The 24,747-nt window shown below is 45.9% G+C and carries 18 protein-coding genes; 16 read left to right on the plus strand and 2 right to left on the minus strand.

Annotated elements, in window-relative coordinates; translation table 11 throughout:
• Positions 1 to 22 precede the first annotated feature (22 nt).
• The 9 genes from secD to aspS all read left to right on the plus strand — a co-directional run bounded on the left by secD (position 23) and on the right by aspS (position 12,845).
• Positions 23 to 2,257 carry a protein translocase subunit SecD gene (gene secD, locus BLCOC_RS12040; protein ID WP_115622305.1) on the plus strand — a complete coding sequence of 745 codons (2,235 nt, stop codon included), beginning with the start codon at positions 23 to 25 and terminating at the stop codon, positions 2,255 to 2,257.
• 101 nt (positions 2,258 to 2,358) lie between these two features.
• Positions 2,359 to 4,074 carry a single-stranded-DNA-specific exonuclease RecJ gene (gene recJ, locus BLCOC_RS12045; protein WP_115622306.1) on the plus strand — a complete coding sequence of 572 codons (1,716 nt, stop codon included), beginning with the start codon at positions 2,359 to 2,361 and terminating at the stop codon, positions 4,072 to 4,074.
• Positions 4,075 to 4,175: 101 nt separating this feature from the next.
• The gene (locus BLCOC_RS12050) at positions 4,176 to 4,700 is read left to right on the plus strand and encodes an adenine phosphoribosyltransferase (protein WP_018594939.1); all 525 of its coding nucleotides are present in this window, start codon (positions 4,176 to 4,178) and stop codon (positions 4,698 to 4,700) included.
• 17 nt (positions 4,701 to 4,717) lie between these two features.
• The gene (locus tag BLCOC_RS12055) at positions 4,718 to 7,027 is read left to right on the plus strand and encodes a RelA/SpoT family protein (RefSeq protein WP_029469399.1); all 2,310 of its coding nucleotides are present in this window, start codon (positions 4,718 to 4,720) and stop codon (positions 7,025 to 7,027) included.
• A gap of 13 nt (positions 7,028 to 7,040) precedes the next feature.
• A complete protein-coding gene (locus BLCOC_RS12060) occupies positions 7,041 to 7,673 on the plus strand; it encodes an MBL fold metallo-hydrolase (RefSeq protein WP_029469398.1) in 633 nt (210 codons plus the stop codon).
• Between the two features lie 24 nt (positions 7,674 to 7,697).
• Entirely contained in the window at positions 7,698 to 9,212 is a 1,515-nt protein-coding gene (gene hemZ / locus BLCOC_RS12065; RefSeq protein ID WP_115622307.1) for a coproporphyrinogen dehydrogenase HemZ, read from the plus strand.
• Entirely contained in the window at positions 9,184 to 9,732 is a 549-nt protein-coding gene (locus BLCOC_RS12070; protein ID WP_029469396.1) for an HD-GYP domain-containing protein, read from the plus strand. Before hemZ ends, BLCOC_RS12070 begins: the two co-directional genes overlap by 29 nt.
• 46 nt (positions 9,733 to 9,778) lie before the next feature.
• Positions 9,779 to 11,026, plus strand: coding sequence for a histidine--tRNA ligase (hisS, locus tag BLCOC_RS12075; RefSeq protein ID WP_029469395.1), 1,248 nt, complete (start codon positions 9,779 to 9,781; stop codon positions 11,024 to 11,026).
• A gap of 22 nt (positions 11,027 to 11,048) precedes the next feature.
• Positions 11,049 to 12,845, plus strand: a complete 1,797-nt coding sequence (gene aspS, locus BLCOC_RS12080; protein ID WP_018594945.1) for an aspartate--tRNA ligase — start codon at positions 11,049 to 11,051, stop codon at positions 12,843 to 12,845.
• 107 nt (positions 12,846 to 12,952) lie between these two features.
• Here aspS and BLCOC_RS12085 read toward each other — a convergent pair whose 3' ends face one another.
• Together BLCOC_RS12085 and BLCOC_RS12090 are read right to left on the minus strand one after the other, a co-directional pair.
• Positions 12,953 to 14,074, minus strand: coding sequence for a hypothetical protein (locus BLCOC_RS12085; RefSeq protein ID WP_115622308.1), 1,122 nt, complete (start codon positions 14,072 to 14,074; stop codon positions 12,953 to 12,955).
• 96 nt (positions 14,075 to 14,170) lie between these two features.
• Positions 14,171 to 16,072, minus strand: coding sequence for a PfkB family carbohydrate kinase (locus tag BLCOC_RS12090; RefSeq protein ID WP_115622309.1), 1,902 nt, complete (start codon positions 16,070 to 16,072; stop codon positions 14,171 to 14,173).
• A gap of 235 nt (positions 16,073 to 16,307) precedes the next feature.
• Between BLCOC_RS12090 and rbsK the strand changes: the two genes are divergently transcribed.
• From rbsK to BLCOC_RS12125, 7 genes are all read left to right on the plus strand, one after another.
• Positions 16,308 to 17,246, plus strand: a complete 939-nt coding sequence (gene rbsK, locus BLCOC_RS12095; protein ID WP_165907255.1) for a ribokinase — start codon at positions 16,308 to 16,310, stop codon at positions 17,244 to 17,246.
• Between the two features lie 57 nt (positions 17,247 to 17,303).
• Positions 17,304 to 18,692, plus strand: a complete 1,389-nt coding sequence (locus BLCOC_RS12100) for an ABC transporter substrate-binding protein (protein ID WP_165907254.1) — start codon at positions 17,304 to 17,306, stop codon at positions 18,690 to 18,692.
• A gap of 130 nt (positions 18,693 to 18,822) precedes the next feature.
• Positions 18,823 to 19,707 carry a carbohydrate ABC transporter permease gene (locus BLCOC_RS12105; RefSeq protein ID WP_131918349.1) on the plus strand — a complete coding sequence of 295 codons (885 nt, stop codon included), beginning with the start codon at positions 18,823 to 18,825 and terminating at the stop codon, positions 19,705 to 19,707.
• The gene (locus BLCOC_RS12110) at positions 19,700 to 20,548 is read left to right on the plus strand and encodes a carbohydrate ABC transporter permease (protein WP_115622312.1); all 849 of its coding nucleotides are present in this window, start codon (positions 19,700 to 19,702) and stop codon (positions 20,546 to 20,548) included. Before BLCOC_RS12105 ends, BLCOC_RS12110 begins: the two co-directional genes overlap by 8 nt.
• Before the next feature lie 31 nt (positions 20,549 to 20,579).
• On the plus strand, positions 20,580 to 22,718 hold the full coding sequence (locus BLCOC_RS12115) for an ADP-ribosylglycohydrolase family protein (RefSeq protein ID WP_115622313.1): 2,139 nt from the start codon (positions 20,580 to 20,582) through the stop codon (positions 22,716 to 22,718).
• A gap of 59 nt (positions 22,719 to 22,777) precedes the next feature.
• Positions 22,778 to 23,701 carry a carbohydrate kinase family protein gene (locus BLCOC_RS12120; RefSeq protein ID WP_115622314.1) on the plus strand — a complete coding sequence of 308 codons (924 nt, stop codon included), beginning with the start codon at positions 22,778 to 22,780 and terminating at the stop codon, positions 23,699 to 23,701.
• Between the two features lie 10 nt (positions 23,702 to 23,711).
• Positions 23,712 to 24,716, plus strand: a complete 1,005-nt coding sequence (locus BLCOC_RS12125) for an ADP-ribosylglycohydrolase family protein (RefSeq protein WP_115622315.1) — start codon at positions 23,712 to 23,714, stop codon at positions 24,714 to 24,716.
• The last annotated feature ends 31 nt before the right edge of the window (positions 24,717 to 24,747 follow it).

Here is a 24,747-nt window from a genome sequence, read left to right on the forward strand (position 1 = left end):
AGAGTAAAGAAGGGAAAGAACAATGAAGAAAAGCAGAGGTATTCTCGTACTTGTGCTGACGGTTCTGATTACCGGTTTTCTGGTATTCACCTCCGCAGTTGGTGTGGGTCCCACCGGAACAGGTGCTGCCAAACACATTAAGACCGGCCTTGACCTGGCAGGTGGTGTCAGTATAACCTACGAGGCATCAAAAAAGAACCCCACAGATGATGAGATGGCAGATACCATCTACAAATTACAAAAACGAGTGGAGCAGTACAGCTCCGAGGCCCAGGTTTACAAAGAGGGCACAAACAGGATCAACGTGGAAATTCCGGGCGTGACAGATGCTAACCAGATCCTGGAAGAGCTGGGAAAACCGGGTTCCCTGTATTTTATTGCGCACAAGGGTGCTGACGGTTCTGAGAACTACAGCTATAACGGTACAGAGTATGTGCTGAATAAGACCATCGAGGAACTGCAGGAAGATGGTTCCATTGTGCTGACAGGTACAGAGGTTAAGACAGCAAAAGCTGCCATGATCGAAAACGATCTGAAGAACAAAGAAAATGTTGTGGATCTGACGCTGACAGAGGAGGGAACCACAAAATTTGCAGAGGCTACAAAAGCAGCCTTTGAAGACAGCCATGACAGCATTGGTATCTATTATGACGGTAAATTTGTCAGCGTTCCCAATGTAAACGCAGAGATCAAAGACGGCAATGCCCAGATTTCAGGTATGAAGGATTCTGCTGAGGCTGAGAACCTGGCCTCCACGATCCGTATTGGCGGTCTGAAACTGGAGTTGAGCGAGCTGCGTTCCAATGTGGTTGCGGCACAGCTTGGTGAAGAGGCTATCGCCAGCAGTGTGAAAGCTGCAGGGATCGGTCTTGCGCTGGTCATTCTGTTTATGATTTTTGTATATAGGATTCCGGGTCTTGTCTCCGGCATTGCGCTGATCATCTACACATGCCTGGATCTGATCTGCCTGAATGCATTTGACCTTACTCTGACACTTCCCGGTATCGCAGGTATCATCCTGTCCATCGGTATGGCTGTGGATGCCAACGTTATCATATACGCCCGTATCCAGGAAGAGATAGCTCTGGGCAGAAATGTACGGACTGCCATTCAGAATGGTTTCCAGAAAGCGTTTTCTGCCATCTTTGACGGCAATATCACAACTTTGATCGCGGCATTTGTATTGAACTGGCTTGGCTCCGGTACAGTTAAGGGATTCGCGCAGACTCTGGCACTTGGTATTGTTCTGTCCATGTTTACGGCACTGGTGGTTTCCCGTTTCATTGCATATGCCATGTACGCTGTGGGAATCCGTGATGAAAAATTCTACGGCAGAAAGAAGGAGAGACAGCCGATCCACTTTTTGCAGAAGAAAAAAATCTTCTTTGTGGTTTCCGGCATTCTGATCCTCTGTGCGCCTATCGCCATGGGCGCATTTAAAGCCAGCACCGGGGACGCACTGAAATACAGCTTAGAGTTCAAGGGAGGTACCTCCACCAATGTAACCTTTAATGAAAATATGGATATCAAAGATATTGATGCCAATGTGATCCCGGTTGTGGAGGATGTTACCGGTGACAACAATGTACAGGCCACAAAAGTGGTAGGTACCAATCAGGTTATCATCAAGACCATCACTCTGGATGTACAGACAAGGGAAGCTCTCAATCAGGCACTGGCAGACAAGTTCAGCGTGGACCAGGATCTGATCGCAACGGAGAGTATTTCCTCTACTGTCAGCAGTGAGATGCGTGCCGACGCGGTAAAAGCCGTGGTGATCGCCACCATCCTTATGCTGCTTTACATCTGGCTGCGTTTCAAGGATATCCGGTTCGCAAGCAGCGCAGTTGTGGCTCTGCTTCACGACGTGCTGGTAGTTCTGGCCTTCTATGCAGTAGCCAGAGTATCCGTGGGTAATACCTTTATTGCCTGTATGCTTACGATCGTGGGTTACTCGATTAATGCGACGATCGTTATCTTTGACCGTATCCGTGAGAACCTGGCAGCAGCCAAAAAGAAAACGGATATGGAGGAGCTGGTCAACAGCAGTATCACCCAGACTCTGACGAGAAGTATCTATACTTCTCTGACTACCTTTATCATGGTATTCCTGCTGTTTGTGATGGGAGTCTCCTCTGTAAGAGAATTCGCCCTGCCGCTGATGGTCGGTATTGTGTGCGGCGGATATTCTTCCGTATGCATCACAGGTGCCCTGTGGTATGTCATGAAGACGAAGATCAAAAAGAAATATGCGTAAATACGGAGAGGGGTGCTGCACAGCAGCGCTCCTTTCTTATTACATAGAAAAGCCCTCCGGGCAGGATATGCGATGTGTATAGGAAAAGGAGAATACATAAGATGGAAAAATGGGTGATTTCCGCCAAGAAAGCGGATTTTTATGAAATAAGCCGAAAATTTGGAGTGGACCCGGTCATTGCCAGGCTCATAAGAAACAGGGACCAGATAACAGATGAGGAGATTGACAGATATCTGCACGGAAAGATGTCAGGCCTTCATTCCTGGAAGCTTTTAAAAGGAGTGGACACAGCCCTTGATATTCTGCTGGATAAGATAAGAGAAGGGAAAAAGATCAGGATCATCGGGGACTATGATATCGACGGTGTATGCTCCACTTACATTCTGCTCACCGGGCTTAGCCATGCGGGAGCCTGTGTGGATGTGGATATCCCCGACAGAATGAAGGACGGATACGGCATAAGCAAAGAGCTGATCGACCTGGCTTTTGAAGCGGGTACAGATACCATTGTGACCTGCGACAATGGTATCAGCGCCATAGAGCAGATTGCCTATGCCAAAAGTCTTGGCATGACTGTGGTGGTGACAGACCACCATGAGATTCCCTATGAGGAGCTGGAGGACGGAAGCGTGCGGACTTTTCTTCCGGATGCGGATGCTATTGTAAATCCAAAGCAGCAGGACTGCCCTTATCCATTCAAGGGAATCTGCGGGGCTATGGTGGCTTACAAAGTGATCTGCGGACTTTATGAGCGCATGGGATTCGGGGCTTCGGATCTGGAGGAACTCATGGAATTTGCGGCCATTGCCACAGTGGGGGATGTGATGGATCTCCAGGATGAGAACAGGATCATGGTAAAAGAGGGATTGAAAAGAATCGCCCACACACAGAATCTGGGATTAAAAGCCCTGATTCATGTCAATAATCTGGAGGACAGGCCTCTCACGGCATATCACATCGGTTTTGTTATCGGTCCCTGCATGAATGCCAGCGGTCGTCTGAGCACAGCCAAAAGAGCGCTGAATCTGCTCCTTTGCCGTGACCAGGAGGAAGCAGCGGCTTTGGCAGAAGACTTAAAAGTACTCAATGACAGCAGAAAAGACATGACGGCCAAGGGTGTGGAGGAAGCAGCAGAGATGGTGGAGAACACTTCCCTTCGTGAGGACAGGGTGCTTGTTATCTATCTGCCGGACTGCCACGAAAGTCTGGCAGGCATTATTGCTGGCCGTATCCGGGAGCGCTACAGCAAACCGGTGTTTGTGCTTACTAAGGCGGAGGAGGGAGTCAAAGGCTCCGGCCGTTCCATAGAGAGCTATCACATGTTCCGGGAGCTTACAAAATGCCGGGAACTGCTTGCAAAATTCGGTGGACATCCCATGGCAGCGGGACTTTCCCTTCCGGAGGAAAATGTTGAACCCTTCCGGCGGATGCTGAATGAGAACTGTACTCTTACCGAGGAGGATATGGCGGAAAAGGTGCTGATCGACGTGCCCATGCCCATCTCCTATGTGAATATGCCCCTTATCCGTCAGCTTTCCCTTTTGGAGCCTTTCGGAAAAGGAAATACCAAGCCATTGTTTGCCCAGAAAAATGTCCGCATTGAAAACTGCCGTGTCTTTGGAAAGAACAGAAACGTGGTGAAGATGAAGCTTTACGACGAAAACGGATGTGAGGCCGAGGGTGTATGGTTCGGAGACGGTGATGCTTTTGCGGAGCGTATAAAAGAGAAGAATAGATGGTCAGTTGCATACTATCCATCCATAAATGCCTATAATGGCAGGGAAAGTATTGAAATTATCGTACAAAATTATATTTGATTCCGACAAAAAAAGATGATATACTAAAGACTACACCTAAAATTAGAGTATAATTGACATATAATGAGATAATCAAATGAAACTAAAGGCAGGAGAGAGTTATGAAGAAGATTGAGGAATATGTGCGCAGTATCCCGGATTTTCCTGAACCGGGAATCATTTTCAGAGATGTGACCAGCATATTACAGGATGCAGATGGATTTGCACTGGCAGTGGATTCCATGCAGGCCCTTTTGGACGGCTTGGAGGTGGATGTGATCGCCGGCGCAGAGTCCAGGGGCTTTATATTCGGGGCACCTATCGCCTACAATTTACATAAGCCCTTTGTACTGATACGAAAGAAAGGAAAGCTGCCCTGTGAGACCATAGAGAGCAGCTATGAGCTGGAATACGGAAGTGCTACTATAGAGATGCACAAGGATTCCATTACACCGGGCCAGAGAGTGGTGCTGGTGGATGATCTGATAGCCACAGGCGGAACCATAGAAGCCACCGCCAGAATGGTGGAAGAGCTTGGAGGGAAGGTAGTGAAGATCATATCCCTCATGGAACTGGCCGGTCTGAACGGCAGAGAGCGTTTGAAAGATTATGATGTGGCTTCCGTTATATGTTATGAAGGTAAATAGAAATCAGGTGATGGCAGATGGAGAAAAGTAAAGAGGCAACACTTCAGGATGATGAAATAGCGAAGATAAAAAAGGCAGATGCAAGTGTGAAGACAATGGAAGATTTTACGAGCCCTTCTGTTTTGTACGAAGAGCTTATTTCCAGTGTGCAGAAGTACCATCCCTCCACCGATATTTCCATGATCGAGAAGGCTTACCGGATCGCCAGAGATGCCCATGAAGGGCAGGTGCGCAAGTCCGGCGAGCCTTATATCATTCATCCCCTCTGTGTGGGGATCATCCTGGCGGATCTGGAGCTTGACAAGGAGACCATTGTGGCCGGCCTGCTCCACGACGTGGTGGAGGACACAGTCATGACCACCGAGGAGATCACCCAGGAGTTTGGGGCAGAGGTTGCCCTGTTAGTGGACGGCGTCACAAAACTGGGACAATTAAATTACTCCGCCGACAAGGTGGAGGTACAGGCAGAGAACTTAAGAAAAATGTTCCTTGCCATGGCCAAGGATATCCGGGTGATCCTGATCAAGCTTGCGGACCGGCTGCACAATATGAGGACGCTGAAATACATGCCTCCCCACAAGCAGAAGGAGAAAGCAAGGGAGACCATGGATATCTATGCGCCCATAGCCCAGAGGCTGGGTATATCCAAAGTGAAAATAGAGCTGGATGATCTGTCTTTAAAATATCTGGAGCCGGAAGTCTATTACGATCTGGTAGAGAAGATCAACCTGCGGAAAAGTGAGCGGGAAGCTTTTGTGAGCGGTATCGTAAACGGCGTCCGGGAGCAGATTGAAAATGCAGGCATCCATGCCCAGATTGACGGCCGAGTGAAGCATTTTTTCAGTATTTACAAGAAAATGGTGAACCAGGACAAAACCCTGGATCAGATCTACGATCTGTTCGCAGTCCGTATTATCGTGGATACGGTAAAGGACTGTTACGCGTCCCTGGGAATTATCCATGAGATGTATAAGCCCATTCCAGGCAGGTTCAAGGATTACATTGCCATGCCAAAGCCCAATATGTACCAGTCACTGCATACCACTTTGATCGGACCGAACGGACAGCCCTTTGAGATCCAGATCCGTACTTTTGAGATGCACCGCACCGCGGAGTACGGTATTGCGGCCCACTGGAAATATAAAGAGGCATCAGGCAGCAGCAAGGCCAATGTGACACAGCAGGAAGAAGAGAAGATGAGCTGGCTGCGGCAGATACTGGAGTGGCAGCGGGACATGTCCGACAACAAGGAGTTTTTAAGCCTTTTGAAAAGCGACCTGGATCTGTTTTCCGAAAGCGTGTACTGTTTTACACCGGCGGGGGATGTGAAGACACTTCCAAACGGTTCCACCCCTATTGATTTTGCCTATAATGTACATAGTGCAGTTGGCAACAAAATGGTGGGTGCCAGAGTGAACGGCAAGCTGGTTCCCATTGACTATGTGATCAAGAACGGGGACAGGATCGAGATCATCACCTCCCAGAACTCCAAAGGCCCCAGCCGTGACTGGCTCAAGGTGGTGAAGAGCACTCAGGCTAAGAATAAGATAAACCAATGGTTCAAGCAGGAGTTAAAAGAGGACAATATTTTAAAGGGCAAAGATATGCTCACCCAGTACGCAAAATTAAAAGGCATCGGGCTGGGGAATCTGACAAAACCCAAATATCTGGAATCCGTCATGAAGAAATATGGGTTCCGTGACTGGGATTCCGTACTTGCGGCTGTGGGACACGGCGGACTGAAAGAAGGCCAGGTCATCAACAAGCTCCTGGAGATCTACACCAAGGACCATAAGAGTGAACTGACAGACGAGAAGGTTCTGGAAGCTGCGGAGGAGAGCCGGGAGAAACTCCACATCCACAAGAGCAAGAGCGGCATTGTGGTAAAGGGGATCCATGATGTATCTGTACGTTTTTCCAGATGCTGCAACCCTATTCCCGGAGATGAGATCGTGGGTTATGTGACGAGAGGCCGTGGTGTCACCATTCACCGCACGGATTGCATCAATATCATCAACATGTCCTTAGAAGACAGAGAACGGCTGATCGATGCGGAGTGGCAGGCTGAGAGCGCGGGAGACGGAGAGCAGTACACAGCGGAGATCAATGTGTATGCCAATAACCGCACAGGCCTTCTGGTTGACATTTCCAAAATCTTCACGGAGAGGAAAATAGATATCACGTCCATGAATACCAGAACCAGCAAACAGGGGCGTGCCACCATAAACATTGCCTTTGATATTAAGAGCAAGGAAGAACTGGGCAGCCTGGTGGAAAAAATCAGACAGGTAGAGAGCGTCCTTGATATCGGACGTACTACAGGCTAAGGAGTCAATATATATGAAGAATCTGAATCTGAGAGGGATCGTGGTTGGTCCGGTCATGACCAACTGCTATTTCCTTAAAAATACACAGAGCGGGGAGATCCTGGTGGTCGACCCCGCGGCTGAGGCGGAGCGTATCTGCCGCACTGTTGAGAGAATCGAGGGAAAACCGGCAGGGATACTTCTGACACACGGACATTATGACCATATTATGGCAGTGGGTGAACTAAAGGAGAAGTGGCAGGTGCCTGTCTATGCGGCGAAAGCGGAGGAGGATATGCTCACGGACCCGCAGATGAACCTGTCTGCGTCCTGGGAAGGGCTTGATTATACGGTGAAAGCGGACTGTCTGCTGGAGGATGGAGAGATTTTTGAACTGGCAGGATTTCAGATCAAAATGTACCTGACTCCGGGACACACGGAAGGCTCCTGCTGTTATTATATTGAGGACGAAGGTGTACTCATGAGCGGGGACACCATTTTCTGTGAAAACTGCGGCAGATGTGATCTGCCCGGAGGCAATTTTGCAAAAATGCAGGAGAGCCTGGATAAGATCATTAACCATTTACCTGAGGATGTGAAGATTTACCCCGGACACGGGGAGGAGACCAGCATCCATCATGAGCGATCATATAATCCCTATCTATAAAAAATCCAGGAAAGAGGAGTCTATATGATTGGCATTTCATTTAATAAAAGAGAGTTTGAATATGATGCCTACACCCTTGTCAAGGCTTTCTATCCTCAGGAAGAAGTGGAGAATTTCTATGAGGAAGACGTTGAGGAGAAGAAGGGATATGACCTGTTGGTGAGAATCACCTACGGGGAGGATAAGACCCACCTCTCTTTGGAGAGGGATGGAGAAATTATATTCGGAGAAGCGGCCCGCTTTGAAAAAGGGCAGGAAAGAAAAGAGAGAAAAAACATACTGAAACAGATCCTTTACAGAGGCCTTGTGCAGGAGACAGGCATTACCCTTCCCTGGGGGAATCTGACGGGCATACGCCCTACCAAGATCGCCATGGGGCTGATTGAGTCAGGGATGAGCAATGCGGAGGCCGCGGACTATATGCGCCGTACCTATTATACCAGCAATGCAAAGACTGCGCTGGCGGTCACCATAGCCAACCGGGAACGGGATCTGTTAAAAGATATCGATTATCAGAATGGTTACAGCCTGTATGTGGGAATTCCCTTCTGCCCCAGTATCTGTCTGTATTGTTCTTTCAGCTCATCTCCTTTAGCGAGATGGAGAGACAAAGTAGATGAATACCTGGACGCGCTCTGCAGGGAACTGACTTACATTGGAGAGACCATGAAAGTGCGTACCCTTGACACCATATACATCGGCGGAGGAACACCCACCACATTGGAGCCGGAGCAGTTAGACAGACTGCTGACCCATATTGAAGCGTGCTTTCCCGTGGAGCAGGTGAAGGAATACACCGTAGAAGCCGGAAGACCGGACAGTATCACAAGAGAGAAGCTCATGGCCATCAAAAGGCATCCGGTGACAAGGATCTCCGTGAACCCTCAGACCATGAACCAGAAGACACTGGATCTGATCGGTCGGAAACATACGGTGGAAGACACAAAGCGCGCTTTTTTCCTGGCAAGGGAATGCGGCTTTGACAATATCAACATGGATCTCATCGTGGGTCTGCCCGGGGAATGTGCGCAGGATGTAAAGCACACTCTGGAGGAGATAAAGGCTCTGGACCCGGACAGCCTGACCGTACATTCACTGGCAGTAAAAAGAGCGACCAGGCTTCATCTGTTCAAGGAACAGTACGAAGAGATGACCTTTGAAAACAATCAGGAAATCATGGATATGTGTATGGAGTATGCACGGCAGAGCGGTATGGGACCATATTATCTGTACAGACAGAAGAATATGTCAGGCAACCTGGAGAATGTGGGATACGCAAAGCCGGGCAAAGCAGGCATCTATAATATTCTGATCATGGAAGAGAAGCAGTCCATCTTGGCAGCAGGGGCTGGAGCCTCCACCAAGTTTGTATTTCAAAACGGCGAGCGTATAGAGCGCGCTGAAAATGTAAAAGATGTGACAAATTATATCACCAGAACAGATGAAATGATGGACAGAAAACGGATTGGGCTGGAAACGTATCTGAATATAAAGAGCGGGGACTGCGGAAATGGCAAACACACAGAAGCATCTGATTAGCTTCAATCTGGAAAAAGAAATTGAGCATGGTATCCAGGTGAGCAACCTGGCCTTCCGTGTGGGAAAACAGATGGGGCTTTCCGGGGAAACCTGTCATGAACTGGCAGTAGCCGGAGTGCTGCACGATATAGGGAAGCTGCGGCTTTACAACTACATTGCCGGGGAGGAGAATCCCATGGTGGTGGAGGAGATGAGGTATGTAAGGCGCCACCCGGAACTGGGATATGAGAGCCTGAAGGACAGGGGATATTCTGCGTTTGTTCTGGAGAGCATCTACTATCATCATGAAAATTACGATGGAAGCGGGTATCCGGAGAACCTGGCAGGGGAAAAGATTCCCTTAGGAGCCAGGATCCTGAGGATCTGTGATGTATATGCAGCGCTCACCTCCAAAAGAGCTTACCGTGACGCGTTTTCCGGCGAGACTGCTGTAAAGATGGTGATCGATGAAGTCAAGAATTTTGATATGCAGGTATTTCTTGCGTTTCAAAGAGCAATACATGAAGAGGACGAACTGTGAAGGAACCAAACAGTTACGAAATGATTAGAGAAGAGGAGAGAAAATTATGCAGTTAAAGAAAAAACCAGTTACAGGAATGAAAGATATTCTGCCGAGAGAGATGGAGATCCGTGATTATGTCATTGGACTCATCAAGGAGACCTACAAAGAGTTTGGATTTACATCCATGGAAACTCCCTGTGTGGAGCATATTGAGAACCTGACCAGCAAGCAGGGCGGTGACAATGAAAAACTGATTTTCCGTATTCTGAAAAGAGGGGAAAAGCTGAGGCTCGATGAGGCAAAAGAGGAGAATGATCTGGTTGACAGCGGCCTGCGCTATGATCTGACGGTTCCCCTCAGCCGTTTTTACTCCAACAATGCCAATGAACTTCCGTCTCCTTTCAAGGCTCTGCAGATGGGCAATGTATTCCGTGCAGATAGACCGCAGAGAGGACGTTTCCGTCAGTTTATGCAGTGTGATATTGATATTTTAGGAGACCCTACTAACCTGGCGGAGATAGATGTTATCCTGGCAACCTCCACACTGGTTGGCAAGCTGGAATTTGAGAGCTTTGCGATCCGTATCAATGACCGCCGTTTCTTAAAAGCCATGGCTGCTTACAGCGGATTCCCGGAAGAGTCTTATGACCAGGTATTCATCATCCTGGATAAAATGGACAAGATCGGCAAGGAAGGTGTGGCTGCGGAACTGGAGGAATCAGGATTCCCCAAAGAGGGCATTGACAAATATATTGCTTTATTTGATGCCATTGGAGAAGGCATTGACGGTGTGAATTACTGTAAAGAGAAGCTGGAAGGCTTCCTGGATCCGGATGTGGCAGACAATATGTCCACTATTATTGAGAGCGTGACAGAGGCTAAGACAGCCAACTTCAGGATCGTATTCGACCCCACACTGGTGCGCGGTATGTCCTATTACACAGGACCGATTTTTGAGATCTGCATCGACGGCTTTGCCGGCAGCGTAGGCGGCGGCGGACGTTATGATGAAATGATCGGCAAATTTACAGGAACCCCGACTCCGGCAACCGGATTTTCTATTGGTTTTGAGCGTATTGTAATGCTGCTCATGGAGAGAGGATTCCAGGTTCCGGGCAGCATGGATAAGAAAGCATATCTGCTGGATAAGAAGCTGAGTTCTGAAAAGCTGATCGAGATTGTGAAGAAAGCCGGAGAAGAGAGAAAATCCGGTAAGAATGTAAATATTGTATACATGAAGAAGAACAAAAAATTCCAGAAAGAACAGCTCATGGCAGAGGGATATGAAATCATCGAAGAGGTATACAACTAGGAAGTGAAGGAGAACTGACACAATGGCAGAATCAATGAACGGGTTAAAGAGAACCCATAGATGTACGGAAGTGACAAAAGCAGAGATCGGAAGCACGGTAACCCTTATGGGCTGGGTGCAGAAGAGCCGCAACAAAGGCGGTATTGTCTTCGTGGATTTGCGTGACCGTTCCGGTATCATGCAGATCATCTTTGAAAACGGCGATATCGACGAGGAAGGCTTTGAGAAGGCCGGAAGACTGAGAAGTGAATTTGTTATCGCTGTGACAGGCCGCGTGGAGGCACGTTCCGGTGCGGTGAACGAAAATCTTAAAACAGGTGAGATAGAAGTGCGCGCCAATGCTCTGCGTATCCTTTCTGAGTCTGAGACACCTCCCTTCCCCATTGAGGAGAACAGCAAGACGAGAGAGGAAGTGCGCTTAAAATACCGTTATCTGGATCTGAGGAGACCGGACCTGCAGAGGAACCTGATCCTTCGCTCCCAGGTGGCTGTACTGGTCCGCCAGTTCCTGGCAAATGAAGGCTTTTTGGAGATTGAGACACCAATCTTGAACAAGAGTACCCCGGAGGGGGCAAGAGATTATCTGGTTCCCAGCCGTGTACATCCCGGAAGTTTTTATGCGCTGCCCCAGTCACCGCAGATATTTAAACAGCTTCTTATGTGTTCCGGGTATGACAGATATTTCCAGATCGCAAAATGTTTCCGCGATGAGGATCTGCGTGCGGACCGTCAGCCGGAGTTCACCCAGATCGATATGGAGCTTTCCTTTGTGGATGTAGATGATGTCATTGATGTAAATGAGCGTATGCTGGCATTTCTGTTTAAAGAGGTTCTGGGTGTGGAAGTGCAGCTTCCGATCCAGAGAATGACTTGGACTGAGGCCATGAACCGTTTTGGTTCCGACAAACCGGATCTGCGTTTCGGCATGGAGCTTACCGATGTGTCAGAAGTGGTAAAAGGCTGTGAATTTGCAGTGTTTAAGAATGCTTTGGAGGCAGGAGGCAGTGTCCGTGGTATCAATGCCAAGGGACAGGGCAGTATGCCGAGAAAGAAAATTGATAAGCTGGTGGAGTTCGCCAAGGGTTACGGCGCTAAAGGCCTGGCATATATTGCCATCCAAGAGGACGGCAGTGTAAAATCTTCCTTTGCAAAATTTATGCAGGAGGAGGAAATGAAGGCTCTCATAGAAGCTATGCAGGGTGAAGCCGGTGACCTGCTTCTCTTTGCGGCTGACAAGACCAAGCTTGTATGGGATGTACTGGGAGCTTTGCGTCTTGAACTGGCACGCCAGATGGAGCTGTTCGACAAAGATGAGTATCGTTTTGTATGGATCACAGAGTTCCCGCTTCTGGAGTGGTCAGAGGAAGAGGAACGTTTCACAGCTATGCACCATCCGTTTACCATGCCTTTTGAGGAGGACATTCCTCTTTTGGATACAGATCCGGGTGCAGTCCGCGCCAAAGCCTATGATATTGTACTCAACGGCAACGAGATCGGAGGCGGCAGTGTGAGGATCCATCAGAACGATGTACAGGAAAAAATGTTTGAGGCTCTGGGATTTGAAAAAGAACAGGCGTACAAGCAGTTTGGTTTCCTTCTGGATGCCTTTAAATACGGAGTTCCGCCCCATGCAGGACTGGCTTACGGTCTGGACCGTATGGTCATGCTCATGGCAAAAGAGGAATCCATCCGCGAGGTGATCGCGTTCCCGAAGGTGAAGGACGCTTCCTGTCTGATGTCAGAAGCACCCAACCAGGTTGATGAAAAACAACTGGATGAACTGGGAATTGCACTGAAGGTGCAGGAGGATGAGCAGTAAAAGAGCTGGCTGTTGTCTTGCTGCCAACAAATGAATAAAAATTTCATCCTGATTTTCATATGAAAAATGCCCGATCTTTGGTAAAACAAAGACCGGGCATCTGTTTTCTATTCTACATCTTCTGACACATCCGCCAGAGCGCTGTCCACACCTCCCAGTATGGCCAATGCAACATTTTCATCCATCTGCATTTTCCAGCTTGTTCCGTCATTTACAAGGGCGATGTCCACCTCTCGGGTGGTGGAGGCATTGTTCTTTTCTATGCTTTCCAGGAGAAGCTGCCGTTCTTTCTCGCGGCGTCCTTCTGCGCCGCCTGCCATGGCCTGGGAAGTCTGCAGCCACCCGGATAGCTGTTCCTGGTAGGATGACACAATGCTTTTAAAATCACTGCTGGTTATCTGAACCTTCACCAGAGCATTGCGTTCATTATTTTTGGAATCCAGGATCTTAAAATCAAAGCAGGCATGGATCTGTTCCGCCATTGCGTGTGCAATAGAGCTGCTGTAAGTATCATCTGTATCCAGAAGGCTGTCCAGAGACAGATAGATGTTGAGCTGTTCCGTATCAAATTCTTTGATGGTATTAAAATGTATTTTGACTACTTCCTGGGGCGGCAGCAGATCAGAATCTGCCATATAAGTGAGAAAACCACCGGTTATTTGATTGTCCAGGTCTTCACTGCGGACGAGCGTCCAGGTGTCGTCTTTTTGCTTTAGTTTCAGGTCAAAGGTGGTATCCACCAGTTTATACTTATTTTTTTTCAGTGTCTCTCCAAGGAGCAGGTAAGAGTCCTTCAGCGAAAATTCTACCTGACTGGGATTGGCGTCACAGGTGATCCGTTTTTTCAGAGCGGCGGCTGTGTAATCCTCAGCAAGGGCATGAGCATCCAGATTGGTAACCGTGACAGTGGCGCTGGCTTTTGTGTCCTTGATTTTGACATTATCTACGGTGTAAGAAAAATCCTTAAAATACCGTGTAAAGATTTGGGCAATGTCAGGATCTACGCTGCCCTCTCCATTGTCCTTTTCAGATGTACCCTTGTCAGGGAAAAGCTCACGGATGGACAGGTATTTTTCAATGGTCTTTTTATCAGGGTTTTTTAGCTGGTCAAGTTCCGCTGAAACTGTCTGCTTTACTGCGCGCTCCTCTTTGCTGACGCATCCTGTGAGCAGCAGAGCAGAAGTCATAAAAACCGCGGCGTACAACCATTTCTTTTGTCGAATCTTCATGTGTCATCTCCTGTTTGCGGAAGTTACCGTATTTGTTTAGTTTACCAGAAATGACGGAAAAGTCAACTTTTCCTTTCTATCTGCTGAAGGATACTGTTACTTTAGAAGCTCCGGCTCCAGCTTTTTGATATGAGTCTCTAAAGTGTTGTGATCTACCAGAGCAGGGACAACTCCCTGTCTGGAAACACAGAAGCCTGCTGCATAGGTGGCGATCCGGATGGATTTTTCCAGAGAATAGCCCTCGATCAGAAAAGAGGCCAGTGCTGAGATAAAAGCATCCGCGCCGCCGGTAGTGTCTATGGAGATGAAATCCGCCGCTGAAAAATATTTTGCGCTGTCTGCAGTTTTCAGATAACAGCCCTCATGCCCCAGGGTAATGATAACAGCCTTTATCCCTTTCCGGAAAAAGTAGTCGGCCTGTTCTTCCACAGTACCGTACTGGGGACACAAAGCGGCAGCTTCCTTTCGGTTAGGTATAAAGATATCTGTGTTCTGTAAAAGCTGCTCGGGTATGGATTTCAGAGCTGCGGGTTTGACGATGTTTTTGGCACCGTATTTTCTTGCGGTTTTGGCTGCCTCCAGGACTGATTGAATGGGAATTTCAGTGGAGAGCAGGCAGAAACCGGCGTTTTCAAACAGATGCTGTCGTTTCTGTATGTCATTCGGGCTGAGATTGCCGTTGGCTCCGGACATAATGGTGATGGTTCCCTCTCCGTCGCGCTCAATATAGATATAAGCTTTTCCTGTCTGTGCCTTCATGTCCCTGTGCACACCCTGGGTAGTCACCTGTTCTTTTTCCAGTATATCAAAGATGAAGGTGGAATCCGTGTCATTGCCAATCTCTCCTATAAGGGATACTTCGCGTCCAAGCTTGGCAGCGCCTACGGACTGGTTGGCGCCTTTGCCACCGAGTGTGGTGGTGGAGCTTAAAATAGTAGTGGTTTTACCAGCCTGGGGAAGCCAGTCCACGTTGAAGGTGATATCTGTGTTGATGCTTCCGACCACAACAATTTTTTTGGCACGGAAGAAGGAGGGGATGTCCAGACTGTCCTCCTTGTCAAAAACGCACTGGGAGACAAAGGTATATTCCGGCTCTTCCGTCTGCTTTTTCTCACATTTTTGGATCAGATTTTTGCAGACATAGTATCCAAACTCCCGGTAAGGGATCTTGATACTGGATATGTGGGGGAAGGAGATGGCCTCCCGCACATCATCCTTTAAACTGACCAGGGATAAGTCAGAAGGCACGTAGTAGTGCAGCTTGTTCATCTGTTCATACAGGATCAGGGAGGAGGCAAAATGTGAACTGACGATTCCTGAAAATCCGTGGCTCAGAACTTTAGAACAGCAGGCCGGGTCAGAGATGAAAAGCTTCATCTTGTCATGATAAGGGATCTGATTGTCAAACAGGCACTTCTTAAATCCCTCAAACACCATGCCGGAACGTCTGCTCTTTTCTTTCATAAGACAGGCAATCTTAGTGTGTTTGTATTCCAGCAGTTTCTGTGTGAGCACATATCCCATTTTTTCAAAATCAATGTTGTAAGCAGGCAGTGTTTCGGCGCCGTTAATATAGCAGACAGAGATATTTTGTTCTGCAAAGTAATGTTCATGCTGGGAGCTGTTCTCCTCTACAGGTTCCCAGATCACACCGTCCACGTTGTTTTTACAGAGAGAAGTAATATGCTTCAGCTCTGTGTCTGCACTGTTCAGACTATCCAGAAGCAGCACATTATATCCCTGCTCCTGTGCGGCCTGCAGAATTCCGTTCAGCATTAGATTGGTCTGTGAGGCAGTTCGGAGGAGAACGCCCAGAAGAAAGCTTTTGGCGCTGGATATATTTTTTACCATGCCGTATGGTGTATAATTATATTCTTTTACAATTTTCAGTACCCGGCTGCGGGTCTCAGGATTGATATTCTCGTCTTTGTTGTTGACGATTTTGGAAACCGTAGAGATAGAGACACCGGCCAGACTGGCGATTTCTTTGATTGTCATATGAGAACCCTCGTTTACCATTATTTTCTTTTATTATGATGGATAGAAAGGGATTTGTCAATGGAAAATACAATTGGTGTATGTGAAAAATGCACAAGAAAACGCTTTCCTAAATAGTTTTAATTCACAAAAAATAGAAAAACTATTGACAGCACGAAAGAGTGGTTATACAATACAAACATAAGAAAACAATTTAAGAAAATATTTTCTTAATAAATTTGATGGAGGTAATAGCTTGGATAAACGGATTCTGATTATCGGAAGTTTGAATATGGACATCGTCATAGAAATGAAACGAATGCCATTGATAGGGGAGACCGTTCTTGGAAAAAACCTTACATATGTACCTGGGGGAAAAGGAGCAAACCAAGCATATGCGGCAGGTAAATTGGGAGGAAAGGTTACCATGCTCGGATGTGTTGGAGATGACAGTCTGGGACAAAAACTGAAAGACAATCTGGCAAAAAGCGGAACGAATGCATCCTATATCAGAAATATAGAAGGCAAGTCTACAGGTACAGCAGTTATCTATGTAAATGGTGATGGTGATAACAGTATAGTGGTTATCTCTGGTGCCAATGAGGCCTGCGATGTAGAGTATTTAAAACAAAATGAAGTTTTGTTTGCAGAAAGTGACTATGTTATGTTTCAGATGGAAATCCCCTATGAAACTATTTTTTATGGAATTGGAAGAGCAAAGGAATTGGGAAAGACGGTTATCTTAAACCCGGCACCGGCGCCAGATAGTCTGCCTGAGGACATTTGGGAGAAGATTGATTATCTGACACCAAATGAGACAGAATTACTAAAATTGACAGGGCAGCAGGAAATGACTATGGACAACATCCGAAACGGCGCACATGTTCTGCTTGAAAAGGGAGTGAAAAATATTTTGGTTACCCTGGGGGAAAAAGGTGTTTTATTTGTCAATGACAAGGAAGAAAAATTATATCCTGCCAGAAAAGTGACTGCGGTAGATACAACAGCGGCAGGAGACTGCTTTAATGGTGCATTTATCACCGGTTTGGCGGAGGAGATGGGTTTTGAAGAAGCAATCGTTTTTGCAAACCTGGCCTCCTCGCTGGCGGTTACCAGAAAAGGGGCACAGAGTTCAATTCCGGGCAGGGATGAGCTGGAAGAACTCGGCAAAATAAAAATCAATACTGGTCTCTGATTTTGCTGAAAGCAAAATTTAAATAGAGAAAATATAATGTATTCTAGGAGGAATGTTATGAAAAACACGAAAAAATTTTTGGCGTTATGTTTGTCAGGAGCAATGGCAGTAACAATGGCAGCGTGTGGCTCATCGGGGGATGATAAAGCTGTTGGGGATAGTGACAAGCAGACAGAAAGTACAGCTAAGACAGATGAAGGCAAAGACAGTAAAGACAGTAAGGACAGAGAGAAATTGGTGATTTCCTGTTACCTGGCAGATGACAACCAGGTTGCAGTACGTGAGAAATATATCGATGAACCTTTAAAAGCGGCATTTCCGGACGTGGACATTGAGATCAAAATGTATAGCGACAGACAGAGCCTTCAGGTGGAGGTTGCAGGGGGCGGCGGACCGGATATACTGGACTTGGATGGGCCAACAGATGTGGCAGAATTTGCAAAGGCTGACAGGGTACTTGATTTAGGAAAATATGCAGAGCAGTATGGTTGGCAGGATATGTTTTATGACTGGGCTTACAACAGCTGTTTTTACAATGAAAAGTTGTACTCTCTTCCAACTTCTTTTGAAGGCATGGTAATGTATTACAATATGGATGTAATGAAAGAAAATGGCTGGGAAGTGCCGAAAACTGAGGACGAACTGGTAGAATTGATGAAGAAGATACAGGAAAAAGGTATTATTCCGATCACATTTGGTAATTCCAACTATCAGGGTGCTGTAGACTGGCTGTATTCAACCTTTACAAGCTGCTACGGTGGTCCGGCAGCCGTGAAAGCTGCAATGGAGGGAACAGGAAAATATACAGATGAGCCAATAAAAGAATCCATTCAAACTATGGTTGACTGGTGGCAGGAAGGATGGCTTGGTGACAAAGCATCTCAGTCTATCACAAATGAAGATATGCTTGCATTCTTTGCAGAAGGACGCGCAGCTATGATGATTGATGGAACTTGGGCCTCTAATCAGCTTTTGGCTACATATCCGGATTGTAATTGGGATTCTGAAATGATGCCACAGAAAGAAGAAATTGGTGAGATTCTCCCATTTGCCACAGGCGGCGGATATTCTATCAATGCGAACTCTAAAAACCCGGATTTAGCTGCAGAGGTACTTAATTATCTTTTCACATCACTTGACAGACATTATCAGTCCATCAATGAGGCTGGATATCAGCCATATCCATTGAAAGAATTTGATATTACAAAACTGGAAGGAATGGATGAAAAGCTTTTGGATCAGTATAAACTGCTTATGGATGCTCAGAAAAATAAACAGATTGGTTATTGTTCCTGGACATTTTACCCATCTGATATGAGAGTTTATATGAATGAGAACACAGATGCATTGTTCCTTGGTTCTCTTACCGTGGATGATTATCTGGCCCAGGCACAGACATATATAGATACAGCAATTGCTGATAATACAATTCCGGTATTACCGTAATGGCAGAGGAACATAAATGTGATTAAGTAACTGAGAAATACCGTGCAACCAATCTTCGTGGGAGGTATGCACTGCATGGAGGCGTTGGTTGTACGGTATTTTTAAAGAAGACTTTACAGGTGGTGGAGAGATGAATACAGTTAAAAAAAGACATATGGTACCATACCTATTTATACTTCCCGCATTTATTATCCATGCATGCATTGTTACAGGACCGGCATTAAGTACGCTGGTGATGTCTTTGTTTGACTGGAATGGAATGGGAAACGCAAAATTTATAGGATTAAAAAACTTTTCGGAAATTTTCAAAGATCCCTTGGTAAAGCTGTCCGTAGTACATAATATTCAGTGGCTGCTTATTTTCATTACAGTTCCACTGATCTTGGGATTTATTGTTGCAATCATAGTCAGTCAGCTTCGTAGATCCCAGATGTTTTTCAGAACGATTTATTTTATTCCTTATGTTATATCAGCGGCAGTAGCGGGGAAAATCTGGACTGCCTATATGAATCCGTATTATGGACTTAATCAGGTATTTGCCAAAGCTGGCTGGACAGAGCTGTCAAAGGTACTCTGGCTTGGTAATCCTAAAATTGCATTGTTCTCTGTGGCATTTGTAGATAACTGGCATTGGTGGGGGTTTATTATGGTTCTCTTTTTAGGAGCATTACAGCAGGTAGACCCTACTTTATATGAAGCGGCAAGAGTCGACGGAGCAAATCGTTTCCAGGAATTGATTCACGTTTCAATCCCGGGAATCAAGCAGACTATCGCATTCGTATTAATTATGACAATAATGTGGTCATTCCTGACCTTTGATTATGTATACATTATGACAAACGGCGGACCGGCGAATGCCACAGAAATCATGTCCACCTATATCTATAAAAACGCCTTTGTAAAATACAGGGCAGGTTATGCCAATGCTCTTTGTGTAATACAGAGCGGCATATGTGTGATTTTGTACTTCCTTCAGAAATACATCAGTAAAAAAGGAGGGATGGAAGATGAATAGCGGAGTGAAAAATGGGGCAAAATATAAGATTTCATCTTTTATCAAATTTGTATTTTTACTTATCATGGCATTGTTCGCAGCAGTTCCTTTATTTCAGGTATTGCTAAATGCTTTCCGTTCAGATCGGGAATGTAAAACAATGCCGCTGGGTCTGCCGAAGGAATGGGTTTTTAATAACTTTCAGGAGACATGGCAGATAGGAGGATACGCAACTGCTTACTTCAACAGTCTGTTAACGGCCTTTGTGGTAATTGTTGTAGTTCTCGTGGTGGTTGGGCTTGGAGCATATTCCATCAGTAAGCTGGAATTTAAGATGAGAGGTTTTTTTACCGCATACTTTTTTGTGGCGATTTCTCTTCCCGGATTTTTGTATATTGTCCCGGATTATTTTGTTATGAATAAACTGGGGTTGGTTGATACCAGATGGAGTCTGATGATCGTATATACTGCAATGCAGATTCCGTTCAATATGCTGCTGCTTAGAACTTTTTTGGCCGGTATCCCCCGAGAACTGGAAGAAGCCGCTAAAATTGACGGATGTAATGAACTGAACTGCTTTTTGAGAGTGACACTGCCCATTGCAAAACCCATGTTTCTCACAATTGCAATTTTAGTTTTTGTTAATGTGTGGAATGAGTTCTTATGGTCTAATACATTTATCACGTCAGAAGAGCTTAAACTTGTAGCAACACGTTTTGTTAAATTTACAGGAGAATACGGTTCCAATATGGCACGTATTTATACGGCCAGTGTGATTACCATTGCACCGGTTATTATTCTGTATCTGTTCTTCAGCCGTAAATTTATTGAAGGTATGACGAGCGGAAGTGTAAAAGGTTAATATTGGCAGATTGCTCGATGGGAGGTTGAGTATGAAAACAGAGTTTATTGAAGGTATTTATGCAGGATGGCTTGCCAAGATCATCGGTATCCGCCTGGGTGCCCCTGTAGAGGGCTGGACCTATGAAAAAATTAAAAATATCTACGGTGAATTAGACCATTACCCTGTAGACTATCACGAATTTGCCGCTGATGATGACAGCAACGGCCCTCTGTTTTTCCTGAGGGCATTGGAAGACGGGCACCATGATTATGAGCTGCAGGCACAGGATGTAGCTGAGGCACTCCTGAATTACGCACCGTTTGAGCATGGATTTTTCTGGTGGGGAGGCTATGGAATATCCACAGAGCATACCGCGTATTTAAATCTGAAAAACGGAATCCCTGCTCCGAGAAGCGGAAGTATTGAACAGAATGGAAGTACAACGGCAGAGCAGATAGGCGGACAGATATTTATTGATACATGGGGACTTGTGACACCAGGAAATCCTGATCTGGCAGCTAAATATGCAAAAGAGGCAGCCAGTGTGACTCATGATGGAAACGGCATTTACGGCGGTATCTTTGTTGCTGTGTGCATCAGTTATGCCTTTGTGGAGAAAGATATCAGGAAGATCATTGAAAAGGGACTTTCCTATATTCCAAGGGAATGTGAATATGCAAAAGTGGTGCGGGCAGTAATGGTATACTACGATGAAAACCCCGGCGACTGGAGAACCTGTTTCCAATACATATTTGACAATTATGGCTATGACAAATATCCTGGTAATTGTCACATTATCCCTAATATCGCGGTAATGATTTTGGCACTGTTATACGGAGAAGGAGATTTCTCAAATACACTGAATATCTGCAATATGTGCGGCTGGGATACAGACTGCAACGTGGGCAATGTAGCTACAATCATGGGCGTGAGAAACGGACTGGACGGCATTGACTACGAAAAATGGAGAAAACCGATCAATGATTTCCTGGCCTGCTCCAGCGTTATGGGATCCATGAATATTATGGATATCCCTTACGGCGCGTCTTATATCGCAAAACTGGCATATGCTGTGGTGGGAGAAAAAATGCCGGAACCATGGAACACCATCATACAGAATGGGATTGACAGCTGTCATTTTGAGTATCCGGGTTCTACTCATGCTATGCGTGTTCGTGTGGATGGACTGGATAAACGGGCAAGAAAAGACCGTGAGTGTGCAGTGATTAATACAGATGAATCAGCATTTACAGGAACACGTTCCCTGAAATTTGTGGCAAAACCCGTGGAGCCGGGAGAAAATGTGTTTGTATATAAAAAGACACATTACAGACCAAGGGATTTTCATGACAGCAGATATGATCCGTGTTTTTCACCGCTTGTATATCCCGGACAGACCCTTCATGGAAGCGCAATGATTCCGGAATACGGAGAGGATGCTCTGGTAAGTCTCTATGCAAGAGACAGCCGGGCAGATAAAGTCTATGAGGGAAGCAGAGAAATCCTTTGTAAAGGCCAGTGGAAAGAATTGGAATTTGCAGTTCCGGGATTGGAAGGAGCGCTGATCGATGAGATTGGCCTGTGTTTCCATGTTCAGGGTACTCACACACAGGTGTTTGATTTTGTGGGACTCATAGATGATTTATATGCGGATGGAAAGGCTGACTACGCTATTGAGTTTGCGAAGGAAACAGAAGAACAGTGGACCGGTCTTCATAAGGAAATCAGCCAGTTTACAAAATTGAAAGGTCTTATGTATCTGAGTGACGGGGAAATGCATCTGTCCTGTTCAGATTTTGCTGAGGCCTATACAGGTAGATATGACTGGGAAGATTACAGGGCAAAATTCTTTTTTACACCGCTGACAGGAAAAAATCATATGGTAAATGTGAGAGTGCAGGGAGCTATCCGCTCATATGCAGTGGGACTTCTTCCTGATGGAAAGGCAGCAATTTTGAAAAATGATAACGGATACCGGATTCTGGCAGAAACTTCATTTGACTGGAGCTGCGGGAAAGAATACTGTGTTGACGTTCAGGTCAGAGGCAACAGAATATGCGCTGAAATTGAAGGCTGCCATCTGGATGCTGTAGATGAAGAAAAACCGTATCTTTACGGCGCTGTAGGCGTGTCCATGCAGAATGGAACGCATGACAAATATAGTAAAATTGTAATATCAGGCTGTTAACAGGGGGAGATCAGGCAGAACATTTTGTTCTGCCTGATTTTGAAGAAAGGAGAAGGCACATGGATGTATATGGTTTAGGTACATTGGCTATGGATGTTTTAATGAAGGTTGATAACCTGCCTTCAGAGGATGGGTTCTGTATTGTAAAAAGTAATGACAGACAGCCTGGAGGAAGCGGTACAAATGTAATCGTACAGCTGGCAAGGCTTTCTGCAAAATGCGGGTATATGGGGGCTGTAGGGGATGATGCTCTTGGTAAGGATGTGTTAAAAAGTCTTCAGGACGAGAAGGTAGATACAAAAAGTATGATGGTAAGACCGGGAATGATAACTCTGCATACAGAAATTGTCATTGATGAGGAGGGCAGAAAATTTATAATGCTTAATATGGGGGATGCCTTTGACAGTCTGAGAGGCGAAGAACTGGATTTTTCAGCTATTGCATCAGCGAAGGTGTTCTATACAGATTTACTGCCAAAAGAGCCTGCCAGAACTGGACTAAAAAAGGCAAAGGAAGCGGGGGTAAAGACGGTCTTTAACATGCAGGTGGGACTTGGAACCATGCAGGGATTGAATGTGTCAAAAGAGGAGATATTATCAGCACTTAGGTTCACGGATATTTTTGCACCATGTCGAGGCGGCATGTATGAACTCACAGGAACGACGGACTTAGACGCCTGCATGAGATATTTCCGTCAATATTGCAAGGGCACATTATTGTTTACCCTCGGAAAAGAAGGATCAGTAGCGTATGATGAGCAGGACCGGAAATATATGGTTAAGAGTTGTGATCTGGAAGTGGTGGATTCTACAGGTGCCGGAGATTCATATATGGGTTCCTTTATTTATCAGCATTGTCTGAATGGTATGCCCATAGAGGACTCTATGAAATTCGCGACTATGTGCGCAGGCTATACGTGTACCGGAATAGGAGCCCGTTTTTCACCGGATCTTAAAACTGCCCAAAAGTTTGTGTGGAAATGAGGGCCTGTACATGAAAGAAAAAATTAATCAGGTAAAAGGTGCTTTCATTGGAATTGCTTATGGGGATGCTTTCGGAATGCCGGCAGAAATGTGGAGCCCGGAAATGATACAGAAGAAAATGGGATATATCAACTCTTTTTTGCCCGGTCATCCTGATAATAAAATATCCGCCGGATTTGCAAAAGCTGAAGTGACAGATGATACGATAAACAGTATTCTGGTTGCAGAGATGCTCAGTGAAAACGGGGGACGGGCAGACGCACAGATATTTATAAAAAAATTGAGGTACTGGATAAAACATTCAGAGAAAAGTATAACAGTTGTAGGTCCAAGTACCGCTAAGGCACTGGAATTGATCGAGGCCGGTGTGCCAATTGAAAAAGCCGGAAGTACAGGAACTACCAATGGGGCGGCTATGAAAATTATTCCGATAGGACTGCTTGCCGGAAGCAGTCAAGAAAAAGAAATAAATTCTGACAATCTGCTTTGTGAGGTTATCGAATTATGCAGACCAACCCATTATACCTCTTGCGCCATAAGTGCAGCATGTGCAATCGCGGCAGGTGCAGCAGCGGCTGTTCATGGGGAGAGAGATTTACTGAAGATTTATGAATATATGATAGTTATGGCAGAAAGAGGAAGCAAGTACGGAGAATCCAGTTGTTCGCCGTCTGTAGCCTGCCGTATGAGGCTGGCCAGATATTTTGCAGAACAAGATACCAGGAAAGCACTTAAAAATATTTATGATTATGTTGGGACAGGGATTTCATCTGCGGAAAGTATACCGGCAGCGGCAGCTTTATTTTATATGTCAAAGGGAGATCCTATAGTATGCGCTGAATACGCGGCAAATATAGGCGGTGATACGGATACGATTGCTGCAATGGCGTGTGGCATATGCGGTGCTTATAAAGGGGCGGACAGCTTTAGAAAAGATGATATTGAACTTTTAGAAACAACAAATGAAATTTCTTTTGAGGAATTAACAGGAAAACTGTTGGGAAATAATCTTTGAAATAGTATATTAAAAAGATTATTTAATATAG

It is taken from the genome of Blautia coccoides (genome assembly GCF_034355335.1).
GTDB classification, from domain to species: domain Bacteria; phylum Bacillota; class Clostridia; order Lachnospirales; family Lachnospiraceae; genus Blautia; species Blautia producta.

Excerpts from the sequence above, each read along its gene's own strand:
- BLCOC_RS12090 (WP_115622309.1), bottom strand. The coding sequence starts at position 16,072 with ATGACAATCAAAGAAATCGCCAGTCTGGCCGGTGTCTCTATCTCTACG.
- BLCOC_RS12125 (WP_115622315.1), top strand. The coding sequence starts at position 23,712 with ATGAAAGAAAAAATTAATCAGGTAAAAGGTGCTTTCATTGGAATTGCT.
- secD (WP_115622305.1), top strand. The coding sequence starts at position 23 with ATGAAGAAAAGCAGAGGTATTCTCGTACTTGTGCTGACGGTTCTGATT.
- BLCOC_RS12120 (WP_115622314.1), top strand. The coding sequence starts at position 22,778 with ATGGATGTATATGGTTTAGGTACATTGGCTATGGATGTTTTAATGAAG.
- BLCOC_RS12100 (WP_165907254.1), top strand. The coding sequence starts at position 17,304 with ATGAAAAACACGAAAAAATTTTTGGCGTTATGTTTGTCAGGAGCAATG.
- hisS (WP_029469395.1), top strand. The coding sequence starts at position 9,779 with ATGCAGTTAAAGAAAAAACCAGTTACAGGAATGAAAGATATTCTGCCG.
- hemZ (WP_115622307.1), top strand. The coding sequence starts at position 7,698 with ATGATTGGCATTTCATTTAATAAAAGAGAGTTTGAATATGATGCCTAC.
- BLCOC_RS12110 (WP_115622312.1), top strand. The coding sequence starts at position 19,700 with ATGAATAGCGGAGTGAAAAATGGGGCAAAATATAAGATTTCATCTTTT.
- BLCOC_RS12115 (WP_115622313.1), top strand. The coding sequence starts at position 20,580 with ATGAAAACAGAGTTTATTGAAGGTATTTATGCAGGATGGCTTGCCAAG.
- BLCOC_RS12085 (WP_115622308.1), bottom strand. The coding sequence starts at position 14,074 with ATGAAGATTCGACAAAAGAAATGGTTGTACGCCGCGGTTTTTATGACT.
- BLCOC_RS12050 (WP_018594939.1), top strand. The coding sequence starts at position 4,176 with ATGAAGAAGATTGAGGAATATGTGCGCAGTATCCCGGATTTTCCTGAA.
- BLCOC_RS12105 (WP_131918349.1), top strand. The coding sequence starts at position 18,823 with ATGAATACAGTTAAAAAAAGACATATGGTACCATACCTATTTATACTT.
- BLCOC_RS12060 (WP_029469398.1), top strand. The coding sequence starts at position 7,041 with ATGAAGAATCTGAATCTGAGAGGGATCGTGGTTGGTCCGGTCATGACC.
- aspS (WP_018594945.1), top strand. The coding sequence starts at position 11,049 with ATGGCAGAATCAATGAACGGGTTAAAGAGAACCCATAGATGTACGGAA.
- BLCOC_RS12070 (WP_029469396.1), top strand. The coding sequence starts at position 9,184 with ATGGCAAACACACAGAAGCATCTGATTAGCTTCAATCTGGAAAAAGAA.
- recJ (WP_115622306.1), top strand. The coding sequence starts at position 2,359 with ATGGAAAAATGGGTGATTTCCGCCAAGAAAGCGGATTTTTATGAAATA.
- BLCOC_RS12055 (WP_029469399.1), top strand. The coding sequence starts at position 4,718 with ATGGAGAAAAGTAAAGAGGCAACACTTCAGGATGATGAAATAGCGAAG.